Raw genomic sequence first — 14,617 nt, forward strand, 5'->3', positions numbered from 1 at the left:
TGAGCATGACCATCTCTATGTTTTGGCTTGTGATTGTTGTAGCCGTGCATGGTTTATTGGAATGGATATCAATTAGCAGATCCTCTTCCTACTAATGGGATAAAGAGGTTTGGTGCTGTGCTGTGGCATTTAAAATTGGATATTGTGCTGATTATCTTTGCCCTATGGTTATCTGTCTACATGGATGCCATATTCGGTCTGGTAGGACTTAATGCTGCTGCTCGTGCTGGTGCTCAAGTTGGCTCGCGGTTCGCCATCTTTGAGAAAATAATAAGAGGCTTTTTTTTAACTGTGGATGATGCCGCTCAAGTACTCAAGGTACTATCAAAGAAACGGGATACGTCAGACCAAGAAGTGGAGGTAAAAACGTACACCAAGGGAGACTGTAGTGGTCAACTTAATTTGACTCGTGTTTATGGCCCTCGGCAGATGGCAGTCTAAGTTAATACAGGTCTCAGTGATATCTTGCTCAATCCGTTCAGCGAAAAAGACAAGGTTTTCTTCAGCAAATTTTATGCACAGGTTAGTTGATCAGTGGTTGTGGTTGAGGCTCTGGTGACAGCTCTAATAGTGACTCAGGGAATGGAACAGATGATAGGGATGGTATTGTCGACGGTGGAGACGGAACACAAGACCTTTCTCCTGCGCCAACTCCAAAGATTGCTGGCAGCCACCGACTCAACCGATCCTAATTATGCATTCAATAGTTCAGCAACAATCTTAGCTACTAGTCGTTGAGGACAAAGCACTGGTAAGGCCGTTGATTGTCTGACAAGATCAACAGAGTCAGGTGTAAACCCCATACAATCCAGTATCAGGCAATCAGCCGGGACAGATTGATTCTCCATTTGAGTCACGGCATGGACCAGTGCTTCTGAGTTCAAAGGGGAAGCACTCATACCTGTGACCGCAAAGCCAGCAGTCTGCCAATTTTGTATTGCCACAGGAAGTTGCCCTTCATTTGGGCTAATAATTCTCACACTTTTAGTCATGGATATACTTGAGGCTATCGCCTGAACTACCTTTTGCGGGTAAATAACCGGAAGGTCAATGTTAAGGTTTGGAAACTGACCAGCACACATTAGCACTATGACGTCAACACCAACATCTTTAAGTCTTTCAGACTGTAGCTCCAATAGTGGCAGTAGCGCGTATAAATCGATCTCCCTGCTACTTCGATCATTAAGTACTGCAAACAGTGGGTAGGTTTTGGGGGCTGCGACCAAGGTGGTAATTTCTTCATCAGTTAAGCCATCAAGGGCTCCACCGAAATGAAACTCAATATTTGGTAGATATTGTCGATAAGTTTTCTCAATATCAGTACGAGGAGTCTGTCCTAAGATCAAAAAACCTACTCTGGCCATTATTCTTCTATCCTTGTTTGACTTGGATCGTTATTTGAGGGGCTAGTTACTCGTTTTGTGATTTTGATAGGTAAATATATCAAAATGTTCGTAGAGTGATTCAAGAGTCTCGTATTTTTGTCCCACCAGATCAGCATTCTTCTCGACTAGAATTGACCCCAGCGCATTGATGATAGTGAACGCGGGAGTGTAAGAATCGAACGCTGATAAGCCCGTCGTTTTTATCAAAAAGAGGCAATCAGTATATTGCGCAGACGGTGAGATTGGTGAATCTGCAAACACCACGATATTCCCCTTGTGTTTAGTTACATATTCACAAGCTTTCATGTGATAACTGGAGTATCTTCGAAAGTCAAATACTACTAAAATATCATTCGGTGTGAACTCAGCGAGTTGATCCACCATATTGCTAGGATCCAACAATTTAACTGATTTATGAAAACTCGATAACTGATAAGAGAAGTAACGAGACACAGAAGCTTCTTTTCGCGTTCCTAGAATATATACATCTCGGCTCGATTCACTCATTAAATCGACAAAACGGTTGACTACATCTATGTCGATAGAGCTGATAGTCTCCCTTATATTGGCAATATCTTGCTCCATGGTTAAGCCAAAAGTATCGTTGCTATCCAAACGTCCATTTTCAGAGCGAACTCGATCCGCAGGAGAATTAATTAAAAATCTAATGTCTTCACTGAAATCAGCTCGAGCTTCTTTGATATTGTCGTAGCCAATTTTTGGAAAGAAACGAACCACAGTGGATGCTGTAAGTTCCAATTCTTCAGCGATCTCCGCTGCGTTTTGTAAGAGGCCAAGTGGGTAAACGCTCAGCAGATAATCGGCAATCTTTCTATCACTGGGAGTAAAAGAGTCAAAGCCCCGACTTATTTTTCCTACAAAGCGATTTTTAGGGTGTTCTTTCATTAGATAGGACTCAATCGTGTTCATAGATGTAGTTTATCGAGATTCGGCAAGAAGAAGAATATTATTTAGTAAAACTTGGCAGCCCTGACCAGCAGATTCTTTAGAAATTGATTCTTTAGGGTTATGGCTGATCCCCTGCTCACATGGAATAAATATCATGCCTGTTGGAATCGATGGTGCGAAAGATTGTGCATCATGTCCTGCACCGCTGGGCATCAACATATAGGGCAGGTTTGCTTTCTCAGTTGCTTTCCTGAATAACGCAATCATCGAATCATCCAACAAGACACTATCTTTTTCATAAATCGTTTCAACACACCAATCTTTGCGTTGACCAGCATACTCTATCAAACGTTCTCGAACAGCCTTCATGTCTTTGGGATGCTGAGAGCGCAGCTCAACAAAGAAGCGGCATTCCTTAGGTACCACATTACTAGCCCCCGGAAGTAAAGTGACCTGACCAATTGTACCGACCATTTCGGGGTTTTGCTCATTGGTCCACTCTGGTAACAAAGTGAATATTGGAGCCGCCTCTACGAGAGCGTCTCTTCTCATATTCATAGGCGTGGTTCCAGCATGAGCAGCTTCACCTTTGACGGTTACGATATAGCGATACACGCCAACGATAGCAGTGACAACACCAATGGGAAGCATTTCACTTTCTAATATTTTTCCTTGCTCAATGTGGGCTTCCATAAAACAAATAAATTCATCAGGATTACGTACCGATAACTCCACGTCCTCCAATGATTTTCCGAGGGCCTTCAAGTGATCTAAAAATGGCCTGGCTCCGGCTGTTTTTGCTTTTTCTAATTCTTCAGGTTGCAGTTTTCCCATCATCGCGCGACTGCCGACGGTGCCTGCATTGTGTGCAGCCTCCTCATCACAAAAACTGATTACTTCAATATCGAAAGGAAGTGAAACATGCTGCTGTTTCAGTGTTCTGATACATTCTAATCCGGCAAGAACACCATATGCTCCATCGAATTTCCCACCATTGGGGACAGTATCAATATGTGAGCCTATAGCTAGGACTTTGTCAGTTGTTGGGCTTTGAGCTTTAAATCGGCCAATTACATTCATTGCACCATCAACGTTGACGTCCATATCTAGCATGGTCATTTGTTTAATTAGCCACAAACGTGCTTTTTGGTCATCATCCGACAATGCAGTCCGTGTCACTCCTCCTTTTTCATTTGCGCCAATATTGCCAAGCGTCATTAAGTCATTCCACAAACGATCATCACAAACTTTAATCTGTTGCATTACTATCTCGCTCATTCTGATGGGATTATTAGGAGGTAGCAATATCTACCTCCGCATTGACATGACAAAACCTACTTCTGGGCAGCTACATACTGACCATCCCCAGCCTTGGCTAAGACAACATCGTCTGCGTAGATAGTTTTGCCGCGCAGTATCGTTTGGGTCACTTTGCCTGTCACTTTTTTTCCCTCATAAGGCGACCATTTTGCTGAGGATTGAGTAACTGAAGCGTCAAAGTACCATTCATGGTTAGGATCGATGATGGCAAAATCAGCATCTTTGCCGACAGCAATTGACCCTTTACGATGAGATAACTTAAAGCGTGTTGCTGGCTTGAGAGCAAGCAACTGGCCCAATTTGACGATATCCATATCACGCTTGACCACCGCTTCGCTAAACATGAGTGGAAGCATTGACTCAACGCCAGGAGCACCAGAACCATTGTTAAAGATCGCTTCATTGCTCTTTCGCTCTAGAGGCCAAGGGGCATGGTCTGAAGCTATCCAATCAATACGCCCATCAAATAGTCCCTGCCATAAACCTGACACCGCTTCTTGACTTCGCATCGGCGGATTAATTTTGGCAAACGCCTTTTTCTCTGGCATATCGTCCTCAGAGAGCAGCAAATAATGCGGGCAGGTCTCAACGGAAACATCGACACCTTGGTCACGATACCAATCAATCATGTCCAAGCATCGAGGGTGAGAACTATGATAAATGTGCAGTGAAAACTTGGTCCAATAAGCAAACTCTAGAAGTTTACTTACCGCCAGTGTTTCTGAAATTGGTGGGCGGGTTTCACAATGCGCTTTTGGGTAGGTCATGCCTTCCGCTTTATATCGGGCTATTAATGCCTCGATGATAATGTCATTCTCTGCATGGAAGCCGACGGGAAGATCCGTTTTAGCCAAAGTAGGCAGTATGTCCCAAAGAACGTTGTCGTCTATGCGGGGAAATCGCTCAGGGCATGTTTCGAAAGCACTCAGTTTAAAACCACAAGTACCAAGTTCAACCAATGCGTCAACGCTTTCCAAATCACCTTGTTTCTTAATCGTTGATAAGAGTGCGACGTCTACTTTGGCTTCATCCGCGATCCATTTTTGTTTTTCGGTATATGCATTTGTATCAAATACTGGACCGCAAGAATCATAAGGCATTTCGATTATAGTCGTAACGCCACCAGCAGCTGCGGCTGCAGTTGAATGTTCAAAGCGTTCTTGCAAGTTACTGTATGAATGTACGTGTGCATCTACGACGCCAGGAAAAACTATTTTGCCTGTTGCATCAATGAACTCTTTCGCTTCTGGTAATGATTCTTCTGTATAGATCCCAACAATTGAACCCGAGCATACACCGACATATGTGTTTGCGGCAACGCGGTCAGATAAAACTAAATCACCTTTAATCAGTAAATCTACTTTTGAAGAGGACGGCATATAAAACTCCTTTTTTATATCAGGCTACCCTAGTAGTAAATTAGGTAACCAAAGTGAAAGCTGAGGGAAAACAACCAAAAGTGTCAGCACAATCAGTTCGCAGATTAAGAACGGCCATACACCTTTAAAGATATCTTCAAGCGAGATATTCATTTCTTTCGGTATTACCCCTTTCATTGCAAAAACGTTCAAGCCAACTGGTGGTGTAATGGAGCCAATTTCAGTTATTTTCAGTGCAATGACGCCAAACCATATGGGGTCATAACCCAAAGATGTAATTAATGGGAACACAATTGGCAGAAGTAGCGCATATATGCCGACAGGAACCATAATCATGCCTAGCAGCAACATAATCGCCATAATTCCAAGCAAAATGACAATAGGAGGCATGCTTAATTCATTTAACATCATTGTTATTTCAACCGGCAGACGTGTAATCGCCAAGGTTCGGCTGAAGAACAATGCGCCAATATTAATGAGAAATAGCATCGCAGTAGTGTTAGCTGACTCCTTCATTGCATCAATGACATTACTGACATTTCGAAATGAGCCTAGGGACCACCCTAAAATAAGCGTAATTAAAGCCCCTGCTGCCGCTGCCTCTGTTGGAGTAAACCAACCCGAGTAAATGCCACCGAGCACAACCGTTGCGATGATAATGACAGGCCATATCTGTGTTGCCTCTTTAAAACGCTTGGTACGCAATTCGGCCTTATGCTGTTTAATCGTATCCGGCATTGGTGCCCAGTCCGGGTGGCGCTTCAGTACGATCTGAATAATCACCACGTAACCCACAGCAGTAAGGATCCCTGGAACGACTCCGGCAGCAAATAATTTAGCAACCGACTGTTGAGTAAACAGGGCATAAACAATCATCATCATGCTGGGGGGGATCATTGACGCAAATGTCCCGGCTGATGCAATACAGCCTGCAGAAAAAGCTTTGTTGTAACTCAGGCGGTTCATTTCAGGCAGCGCCATCTTTCCAAAAATCGCGGTTGTCGCAAGAGATGAGCCAGAAACAGCACCAAAAGCAGCACAGCTAAAACACGTTGCAATACCAAGAGAGCCACGAATGCCTGTGCTCATTGCATAGATGGCGGTATAGGCGCGTTGGGCCAACCCACTCGATGCTGCAAATGACCCCATTAAGATAAAGAGCGGAATAGAGGCCCAGGTTGGCGTTGCGATTGAAAAATAAGAGGCCTGCCCAAGTAAAGATATTGAGCTGTCAAAGTCTAACAAAAGTGAACAGATAATGAACCCACTCAATATGAATGATAAACCAATTTGTAACCCCACAGCCATTAAAGCAAGTAAGAGCGCGATGCAGAGAACACCGGCGGTTAAAAAGTCCATAATAAACTCATCCCTGAATATTTTATGTGCATGTATGAGAACTCGTTAATTCGAAAGTTCTTGATTTTTTACTGGCATTTCCTTAAGTTTGTCTTTTTTATCAACATTAATTGAACTCAACATATTAGAGACTGACTGAAATAAAAAGAACACAAGACCAATCACCATCATTGCCTTAACTGGCCATATTGGTAGGTTTAAGGTCCCTTCCAGAGATTCATTCCTTTGGTAAGAGTCTAATACGTTTTGAAGTACTGCGTAGAATATTAAAGAGATAGTAATAACAGATAATATTTGTGAAAAGTAATATATTACAATCTTTGCCTTCGCTGGTAACCGGTTAGTAATCAACTCCAGCTTCACATGCTCATTGTATTGTTCGCACCTAGCTAACCCAAAATAAACAACGATAATCATGACAAACACAGTTAATTCAGATAAACCGTTGATAGAAAAACCTATTGCCCGAGTTAATAGGTCAGACACTAATAATAGCATCATGACAATCATTAGCCATCCTGATAGCTCAGATAAAATCTGATTGAACTTAGACGATATTTTCATCATATATATTCCTACTTGACATCATATAATATAGTAAGGAAGGATAAGGCTAATTACATTAAACACTCTATTTAAAATCTATTTATCTTTCACTCCGAGGATAATTATATCCTCGGATACGAGCTTACTAATTATATTTATAAAATAATGATCAGCGATAAAATGTTAACTGCGAGCCATTGCCCTTTCATAAATCGCTTTAACCTGAGTCAATATCTCTTCAGCATTGTCTAGTCCGGCTTTCTTTGCTTCGTTAACCCATTGGCTTTGAAGATCTATTAATTTTGGTGAATTTTCCCATTTATCGATATCTTCATCAGACATGAAAGTGACTTTGACTCCAGAGTCCTTTTGCGTTTGGATAATCTGCTCAAAGGTATCCTCATATACTTTCGAGTATTTTTCTTCAGCAATTTTAGAGGCTTTAAGCAATGCGTCTTGAACATCCTCAGGCATATTCTCAAACGTTCTACGGTTAACCATATGCATGAAAGGAATACCATTCCATAGCGACTTTGACACAAGCACATTTGGTGCCGTTTCGTCGAATTTCATCATATGCGCACCATCAAGGTTCGTGTAACAGCCATCAATCGCGCCCGTTTGCAGAGCCATATAGGTATCACTCCAAGGGATGGATACTGGATGGGCCCCTACATTCCCCAAGAACCGAAGACTCCATTTGTCTCCTGCACGCCATTTTCGTCCAGTAATATCATCAATACTCTCTAATGATGTGGTTCCTACAAAAGCAGCTGGCAAACCTGCAGTAAGTAATAAGGGTTTCACGTTTGCCTTCTTCAGCTCTGCTTCAAAAGCGGGAACCTCTTCATAGATAGTTCGATAAAACCAAACCATATTAGAGAATTTTTTGGGACCTTTCGGCAGTAATTTAAAGATAGTATGAGCCGGTAATTGACCCGGATAGTGGCCAGGATACATGAAACCAATCTGAGTGATGTTATCACCAATACCTTTCAGGATTTCTTTCGAGCCAAATAACGAACCTCCCCAGAACTCTTGAATACTAACTCTATCTCCTAACTGGTTGTTGATCTCTTTCAACCAGACATTCTGCACAAAGTTAGTGCGCATGCCATTATTTGGATCATGATCGGAATACTTTAATTTAATTTCCGCCGCAGAGGTTAATCCCGATGCTGCGATTAGGATTGATGATAATAGAAGTGTTCGTGTTGAGCGTAGTTTACGCAATCCTTTGCTTGTACTCATCAAAAAGCCCCTTTAAAACGTGTGGTTAAATTTTGCTCATGGAATGAACATACCCCTAATATGCACCTCGTGCAATAAAAAATTCAGAAAAATAATTCTTGCAAAAAAAAATGCACAAAGTCAGACTGATTAAAAAACAAACAGGGTGTGATGTGAGAATGACGACTCCATAACTAAAGCAAGATATGCGCCATTAACGGTGAATATGTCATTGATACTTACATAAGGCTGAGTTGGGCCTGAATATTCTTATTGAGATTTAGACCACCGTCGCTTAACACCCCTCTCTTTTACGTACAGTGCTTTGACGATCCAGATTAAGTTTGAGTATTCATACAAACAGAAGCGTTACAGGAAGCGATATCACATAGAAAAGGAATGCGAAAAATGAGCTTGATTGAAGATAAATTTGCAAAACTTGATACCGAACATGCGCCAGGACAGGAAGGGCGATTAGTCAGCGGTATGGCAGTGGGTATTGGTGACACACTCGGAGGCACGCCTGTGGATTTCTCACATGGCGATGTCAATCCAGCAGCCTTTGCACCACCTCCGACTGCTCTGGAAGCTTTTATTGCTGGCGAAGCGCGTGGCGGTAGTCAAGCATACACAGAATACCGAGGTGATAGGACATTACGCGGCATATTATCAGAACGCTTAAGTCTCTTTACGGGCAAAGAACTTGATGGTGAAAATGAGCTGATTTTAACTCCAGGTACGCAAGGCGCTCTCTTTCTTGCTATTGCTTCTTGCGTAGTCGCCGGTGACAAGGTGGCTATCATGCGACCTGATTACTTTGCCAACCGTAAATTGGTTGAGTTTCTAGGGGCGGAAACAGTGCCCGTGGAGATGGATTATCTCAACACAAAAGAAGGCTCAGGGATTTGTCTTGATCAGCTTGAGGCGGCCTTTAAGGCGGGTGCAAAGACATTTTTATTCTCCAATCCAAACAATCCGACAGGTGTCGTCTATTCTGCGGCAGAAATTACTCAGATAGCCTCATTAGCAAACCGTTATGGAAGCACTGTGATCGTTGATCAGCTTTATTCTCGCTTATTGTACTCAGGCGTAAATTATACACACCTTCGAGCAACCGACATTGATACCAACAATGTGGTTACCATCATGGGGCCCTCAAAAACTGAGTCACTTTCAGGCTATCGTTTAGGGGTCGCTTTTGGTGCTAAACACCTGATTGCAAGAATGGAGAAGTTACAGGCTATCGTTTCTTTACGTGCTCCGGGTTACTGCCAGGCGGTATTTAACACCTGGTTTGCTGAACCTGATGGGTGGATTGAGGAGCGCATTCGTCAACATCAGTCTATTCGAGATGACCTTTTGGGTATTTTCCTTGCCGTACCCGGCATAAATGTCAGACCCCCTGAGGCGGGGAGCTATCTCTTCCCACAATTACCCAAGCTATCTGTACCACTGTATGATTTTTTGGCCTTTTTACGCTCACAAGCAGCTGTAACAGTCACCCCTGGTACAGAATTTAGTCCCAATCACACGGACAGTATTCGCCTTAATTTTTCTCAGAACCACAGTGCTGCGGTTCACGCCGTGGAACGGATAGCCGGTTTGGTTGATCGTTACCGTGCTTAACAACAAGGAATTCATTTAATGAGCATCAAATCGTTTAGCAGTGATATAGCTCCATCGCCTGCAGGTACGTACAGTATGGCTTTGGAGGCGGGGAACTTTGTCTTTTTGGCGGGCCAAACTCCCCGAGACAGGGATAATATTCGTCATGGAGATAAGCCATTTGCATACCAAGCACGTTTGACATTAGACAACTTAGAGGCAGCAGCTAATGCAGCCGGCCTCTCGCTAAAAAACGCTGTAAAGGTGAGTGTGTTTTTGCGAAATGTTTCTGACGCCAAAGAGTTCGATAGTCTATATGCACAATATGTTGGCACCCCACCTCCGGCTAGAATACTGACTCAATCCAACCTCGTCGGCTTTGACATTGAGGTGGATGCTATTTTATACCGCCCTGCCGATGAAACCTAATTGCTATGCTGCGAGGAAAAAAGTCAAAACTGTTCCCTAAACGCAAAGTAGTCACTTAAGAGGAATTACAGACTGAATAACAGGATACCTAGTTTCAGTGTTCTTACCGTCCTTGGCTGATTTGGCTTCGAGTGTTTGTCAACAAATGGATAAACCTTCTCGCGGAATGCTTTGACATTTCAACGTATTGCCTAGGTGTAGTGGTCAATAATAATTGGCCACCTCATTAGAGCTTGCCCAGTATAATCAACGTTGTCATTGTTATTCTCTTCCTTATGCTTATCCAATTTGGCACAGATCTTTAATCAGGTTTAACAACTGATTCACTTTGTCAACGTCCACAGTCTCCCCCCCTATATGCAACTAGTGTACACGGTTCAAAGGAAACACAAAGTGACACCTGCGAATTATCACCGATGAAATCTGATATTAAACGGAATTTTGTTAACGATAATTTATAACGCCTAGATTCCTTAATATATAACCAACAGCAATTTTCCCCGCCATCAAGTATGTGACCCCACGGCAAATAACAGCATCCTGTAAGCATTGCTTTCAAACATAACGTCAAAAATTGCTAAATGATAGAGGTACGCATGAAGTTCACAAGATGCCGCTGGGAGCGCCAGCATCCCAATGCCCGTAACTTTGGTTTAGGCAGTAGAGATATAGTCTCTGCAGCTCAAAAGGCCTTACAAGAGAAGCAAGGAAATAAGGTTACTGGCATATCAACTACCCACAATCAAATATCACGCTTTAAACAATTTGCTCATTGGATAAAGGCTAAGCATGGTATCGGTGATCTGCGAAAAATAACTCAGTCTCATCTCATGGAGTATGCAGATCACTTGCGTCACCGAGTTGAAGATCCTTCTGACAGGCTCAAATCATATACATCAGCAGCTAACTACCTATCTGCAGTAAACACAGTGTTGGCTCAAGCTCGTGGAGATCAAAATGTACGATTTACAGCAAGCCAAGCAGGCTACCCGGAAAGGGATGATATTCTAAGGGAGAACAAGACAATCACTGATAAGCATCATGAGAATGCACGTTCTATGGTCGAACCAATACTTGCAGCTCAGATGGGGTTAATGCGGCATTTTGGAGCTAGGTTCGAAGGAAGTTGTAAGCTTAACGTCAAAGAGGCCCTGTCATCAGCATTAAAAAATGGCTATATCCGGATAGATTGCGAAAAAAATCAAACACCGCGAACAGTCACCATCCGTCACCCAGAGCAAATCAGTGCGCTTGAAGAAGCTTTGCCCTTCCAAGGTTCCCATCATTCCCTAATCCCACCCAATAAAACTTACGCTGAGTACTCTGGGCATTGCTACCAACAATTTACAAAAATCGACGGGTATCTAGCTCACAGCGAAAGAAGGTTCTTTGCCCAGACGCTGTACTCGGAAACAATTCAGAACCTAACAGGTATTCCTGAAGTCCATTGCCCTGTTGTAGCTCAGACTCCACATGGTCAAGCCCATCACAAATACTTGGCAGAAAAGTTAAACGTATCTTTAAAAGAGGCCAAATCAATAGATAAAAAAGCGAGGAAAGTTGTTAGTAAGGAGCTGGGCCACAAACGAATTTCCATTACCAACTCGTATATAGGGTGAACCTTTGCATCGTGTTGAGTATCAAATCCGCCAACTCAGCGGCGGGATAATGAAAACCGGCAATCACCCTGCCCGCAAACGGGTCAGAAGCAGGATGATAGCCATCATGCTTGATATTACGCAGCATGAGAACATTACAGATATTCGACAGCTTGGACGAGCGCACGTACACCGTTACTGGAACCGGAACTCTCACCTCAGCCCAGCGACCTTACGTGATCATTACTACGCGATCGAAAAGGTATGGCAAGTGTTATTGAGGCGTTCTTCAGCTCCCCCAAACCACAGAGCATAATCAATTTAATCACATAAGCTAACCCTAGCATGAACTAACTCTAGAATGCTTTCCGACATAAATCTTGATCACATTAATCTTGATCATTTTCAAACTCATTTTTGGACATAAGTAAGTCAGTGATATCGCTAATTTAGTGAATGATGGATTAGCTCAGGTATAGCTAAACCACCTTACTACTCATTTTTATATGGTTTATATAGCGGAAAGCAAATCAATGTACTTAAGCAGTTTCCAGTACTTTATGATCGCGTTGACTAAGTGCTGGCACATATTTCTGTGTTATGTCGTTTGTACTCAGTGAGGTTCTATCGCCATATATGCACTTGTAGTTAATCTCGATGACGAACTCGTACAGTGCTGTTCTAATCATCTCAACACCTTCTTTGTCGCTAGACTTCAGCTTCAATTCAAGGTAGGACTCTTTTTGGTTTGCGGGAATGGCATGACTATCGTTAATTTGCACCGTTCGCAGAAATTCAAGCTCTAATAGCTCATTGAGTTCTTTCTTTAGATCTGCTTCACGATATTCAGCACTCCCTGGTACGCCATGCATAACCCTGTGGCTATCGATGAAAGCAGGCCCAATACCATAATTAGCAAGCTCAAGGGTAAATACAATCTCACCATTATGGTGTTCATGCTCTTCAACGAAGGTTAAATAAGGCCTAACAGACAGCCTATCGTGCTTACGCTGTCTCCATGATTGATATACCGTCACAAATAGTGCCATCAACGCAATGGCTATCGTAGCCACTTCATTAAGCTGTAGACCAAGCAGATCAAAAGGCACCTTCTCGACCACACCTGCAGCTGATACTTCATTCACCATATTTTCAGTCCAGTTCGCTAACTTTATCGTTATGGTATCAGATGCTTATAGTGATGTGCTATTGAGACAAAGACTTGTTACCCCTATCGCCGTAACGTGTCGCAGCTGGACAATTCTGAGTTACGTTTTTTACTAATTAAGCAAACGATGAATTAACTAAAGTATTTCAAAATAGTTTTATTCATAATGGTATTAGCTACTTGATATTGGAGAGTGTCGCGCTTAGCCGTTGAATTCGGGCGTAATAGGCATAAAAAAGGCAGCCCAAGCTGCCTCAATAACTCCCTGTAAGACTATCGACGTAGACGCCGTAAACCAGCTAAAGCCAGCATCCCAAATAGGGATAAAAAACCTAGCGAGCCTCCACCAGATGAACCACCGGTATTACCACCGCCATCTCCGGTATTACCATCGCCGTCTCCGGTATTGCCGTCACCGTCACTATTATCAAACTGAGGGTTAACACGGATAACCTCGCTATCAGAAAGCATCAAAGCCCCCTCCCCACCATCACTCTGCACCACATAAGTACAGACATCAAACGGGTCAATAGCATCAACATCCAAGCAAGTCCCCCCTACAATGACCGCATCACCGTCCGTGTAAGCAGCATCAACGGCACCATTCAGGTGCAATGACTGAACAGCAACCTCCGCAGTGCCAGTAACCATCGCCACTGTAGGGAAGTGCCAACCATCGATTGTATCTAATACAAATCCCCAGACCTGCGACGGTGCAAGCATCGAACCAACCGACCTCGTACCATCGTATCTACCAAGATGCGTGGCAACAATATAACCCTCACTGTCAATATAAGGGCCACCACTGTCACCACCAGTAGTACCACCGGACCCAAGATTAAGAACATGGAAAGAAAACTCATAAGAGTCTGTAAATCTGTCAACCTCCATAGCGGAGACGCCAAACCTGCCACCACCGAACCCATGAACACCGACCAATTCCCCATGATCAAGCTCTCGCTTCGATAAAAAGAACGCTTGGTCTGTCGTATGAAGCCCATCGAGCTCCCACAAGGCAACGTCCACAGCTACAGTGGTATAAGCCGGGTGAATATTCAGGCGAAGCACATCAATAGCATCCCTCTCACCCCTGTAGTTCACGTACACTGATATACCTGGGTTATCATGATCGAGGTGGAAATAACAGTGAGCAGCGGTTAACACCCATTTACCAGCGATGAGTGTTCCACTGCAATTGTTACGAACTAAAGATGAATAATCATCCCAATCTTTCTCCTGACCATCAGTGATCGTTAACGACGGTACCCCCACCGACTCAACAGCCAATAAAGGCAGCGAACATATCGCTGCTACCGCACAAACAGCATTCATTAATTGATTACACATATATACATTCCTTTGTTTATATACTAAGCGATTACTTTATCTTAAATAAACTTCAAACCAACAACTAAAGTGTTAATAACCAGTAACTTAAATCACAAAAACTAATTTTTTTTGAAATTATAAGGAAGTGACTATGTGAGTACGGTTTTTAAAAGATGGGGAATTTATAAATCTGAGTAAGGCTGGCATAACCGTTTACTAATCCATTAGCATAATTAATGCTAAATGAAAGCAGTCGCAATTTCATAAAAAGTCCGCTGACAAACTTTGGGGCAGAATGTATGGTACGCCCCGTTTTGCAAGTGAAAAGTCAAAAAACGGAGTTGGTTTGCGCTAATGTAT

At 43.0% G+C, this 14,617-nt stretch carries 14 protein-coding genes; 5 read left to right on the plus strand and 9 right to left on the minus strand.

Annotated features, from left to right (window positions below; all coding sequences use genetic code 11):
* Window positions 1–48 precede the first annotated feature (48 nt).
* Entirely contained in the window at window positions 49–441 is a 393-nt protein-coding gene (locus tag NHN17_RS12620) for a hypothetical protein (protein WP_255042914.1), read from the plus strand.
* A gap of 251 nt (window positions 442–692) precedes the next feature.
* On the opposite strand, the gene NHN17_RS12625 is transcribed toward NHN17_RS12620, so the two are convergent.
* From NHN17_RS12625 to dctP, 7 genes are all read right to left on the minus strand, one after another.
* Window positions 693–1,364, minus strand: a complete 672-nt coding sequence (locus NHN17_RS12625; protein WP_255042915.1) for an AroM family protein — start codon at window positions 1,362–1,364, stop codon at window positions 693–695.
* A 42-nt stretch (window positions 1,365–1,406) separates the two neighbouring features.
* Window positions 1,407–2,291 carry a MurR/RpiR family transcriptional regulator gene (locus NHN17_RS12630; protein ID WP_255042916.1) on the minus strand — a complete coding sequence of 295 codons (885 nt, stop codon included), beginning with the start codon at window positions 2,289–2,291 and terminating at the stop codon, window positions 1,407–1,409.
* 33 nt (window positions 2,292–2,324) lie between these two features.
* On the minus strand, window positions 2,325–3,557 hold the full coding sequence (locus NHN17_RS12635) for a M20 family metallo-hydrolase (protein WP_255042917.1): 1,233 nt from the start codon (window positions 3,555–3,557) through the stop codon (window positions 2,325–2,327).
* 71 nt (window positions 3,558–3,628) lie between these two features.
* Window positions 3,629–4,993, minus strand: coding sequence for a dihydroorotase (locus tag NHN17_RS12640; RefSeq protein WP_255042918.1), 1,365 nt, complete (start codon window positions 4,991–4,993; stop codon window positions 3,629–3,631).
* Between the two features lie 24 nt (window positions 4,994–5,017).
* On the minus strand, window positions 5,018–6,352 hold the full coding sequence (locus NHN17_RS12645) for a TRAP transporter large permease (protein WP_255042919.1): 1,335 nt from the start codon (window positions 6,350–6,352) through the stop codon (window positions 5,018–5,020).
* Window positions 6,353–6,397: 45 nt separating this feature from the next.
* On the minus strand, window positions 6,398–6,919 hold the full coding sequence (locus NHN17_RS12650; protein ID WP_255042920.1) for a TRAP transporter small permease subunit: 522 nt from the start codon (window positions 6,917–6,919) through the stop codon (window positions 6,398–6,400).
* A gap of 162 nt (window positions 6,920–7,081) precedes the next feature.
* A complete protein-coding gene (gene dctP, locus NHN17_RS12655) occupies window positions 7,082–8,149 on the minus strand; it encodes a TRAP transporter substrate-binding protein DctP (RefSeq protein WP_255042921.1) in 1,068 nt (355 codons plus the stop codon).
* Between the two features lie 387 nt (window positions 8,150–8,536).
* On the opposite strand from dctP, the gene NHN17_RS12660 reads away from it, so the two are divergent.
* The 4 genes from NHN17_RS12660 (at window position 8,537) to NHN17_RS12675 (ending at window position 12,076) form a co-directional block, all read left to right on the plus strand.
* On the plus strand, window positions 8,537–9,754 hold the full coding sequence (locus NHN17_RS12660; protein WP_255042922.1) for a pyridoxal phosphate-dependent aminotransferase: 1,218 nt from the start codon (window positions 8,537–8,539) through the stop codon (window positions 9,752–9,754).
* 18 nt (window positions 9,755–9,772) lie between these two features.
* The gene (locus NHN17_RS12665; protein WP_255042923.1) at window positions 9,773–10,162 is read left to right on the plus strand and encodes a RidA family protein; all 390 of its coding nucleotides are present in this window, start codon (window positions 9,773–9,775) and stop codon (window positions 10,160–10,162) included.
* Between the two features lie 596 nt (window positions 10,163–10,758).
* A complete protein-coding gene (locus NHN17_RS12670) occupies window positions 10,759–11,781 on the plus strand; it encodes a site-specific integrase (protein WP_255042924.1) in 1,023 nt (340 codons plus the stop codon).
* 4 nt (window positions 11,782–11,785) lie between these two features.
* Window positions 11,786–12,076 (plus strand): hypothetical protein, encoded by a 291-nt coding sequence (locus tag NHN17_RS12675; RefSeq protein WP_255042925.1) that lies wholly within the window; start codon window positions 11,786–11,788, stop codon window positions 12,074–12,076.
* A gap of 223 nt (window positions 12,077–12,299) precedes the next feature.
* Here NHN17_RS12675 and NHN17_RS12680 read toward each other — a convergent pair whose 3' ends face one another.
* Entirely contained in the window at window positions 12,300–12,908 is a 609-nt protein-coding gene (locus NHN17_RS12680) for a DUF8453 domain-containing protein (RefSeq protein WP_255042926.1), read from the minus strand.
* A 293-nt stretch (window positions 12,909–13,201) separates the two neighbouring features.
* A complete protein-coding gene (locus NHN17_RS12685) occupies window positions 13,202–14,275 on the minus strand; it encodes a trypsin-like serine protease (protein ID WP_255042927.1) in 1,074 nt (357 codons plus the stop codon).
* Window positions 14,276–14,617: the final 342 nt, after the last annotated feature.

Origin of the sequence: Photobacterium pectinilyticum, from assembly GCF_024357955.1 — a bacterium.
Lineage (GTDB): Bacteria > Pseudomonadota > Gammaproteobacteria > Enterobacterales > Vibrionaceae > Photobacterium > Photobacterium pectinilyticum.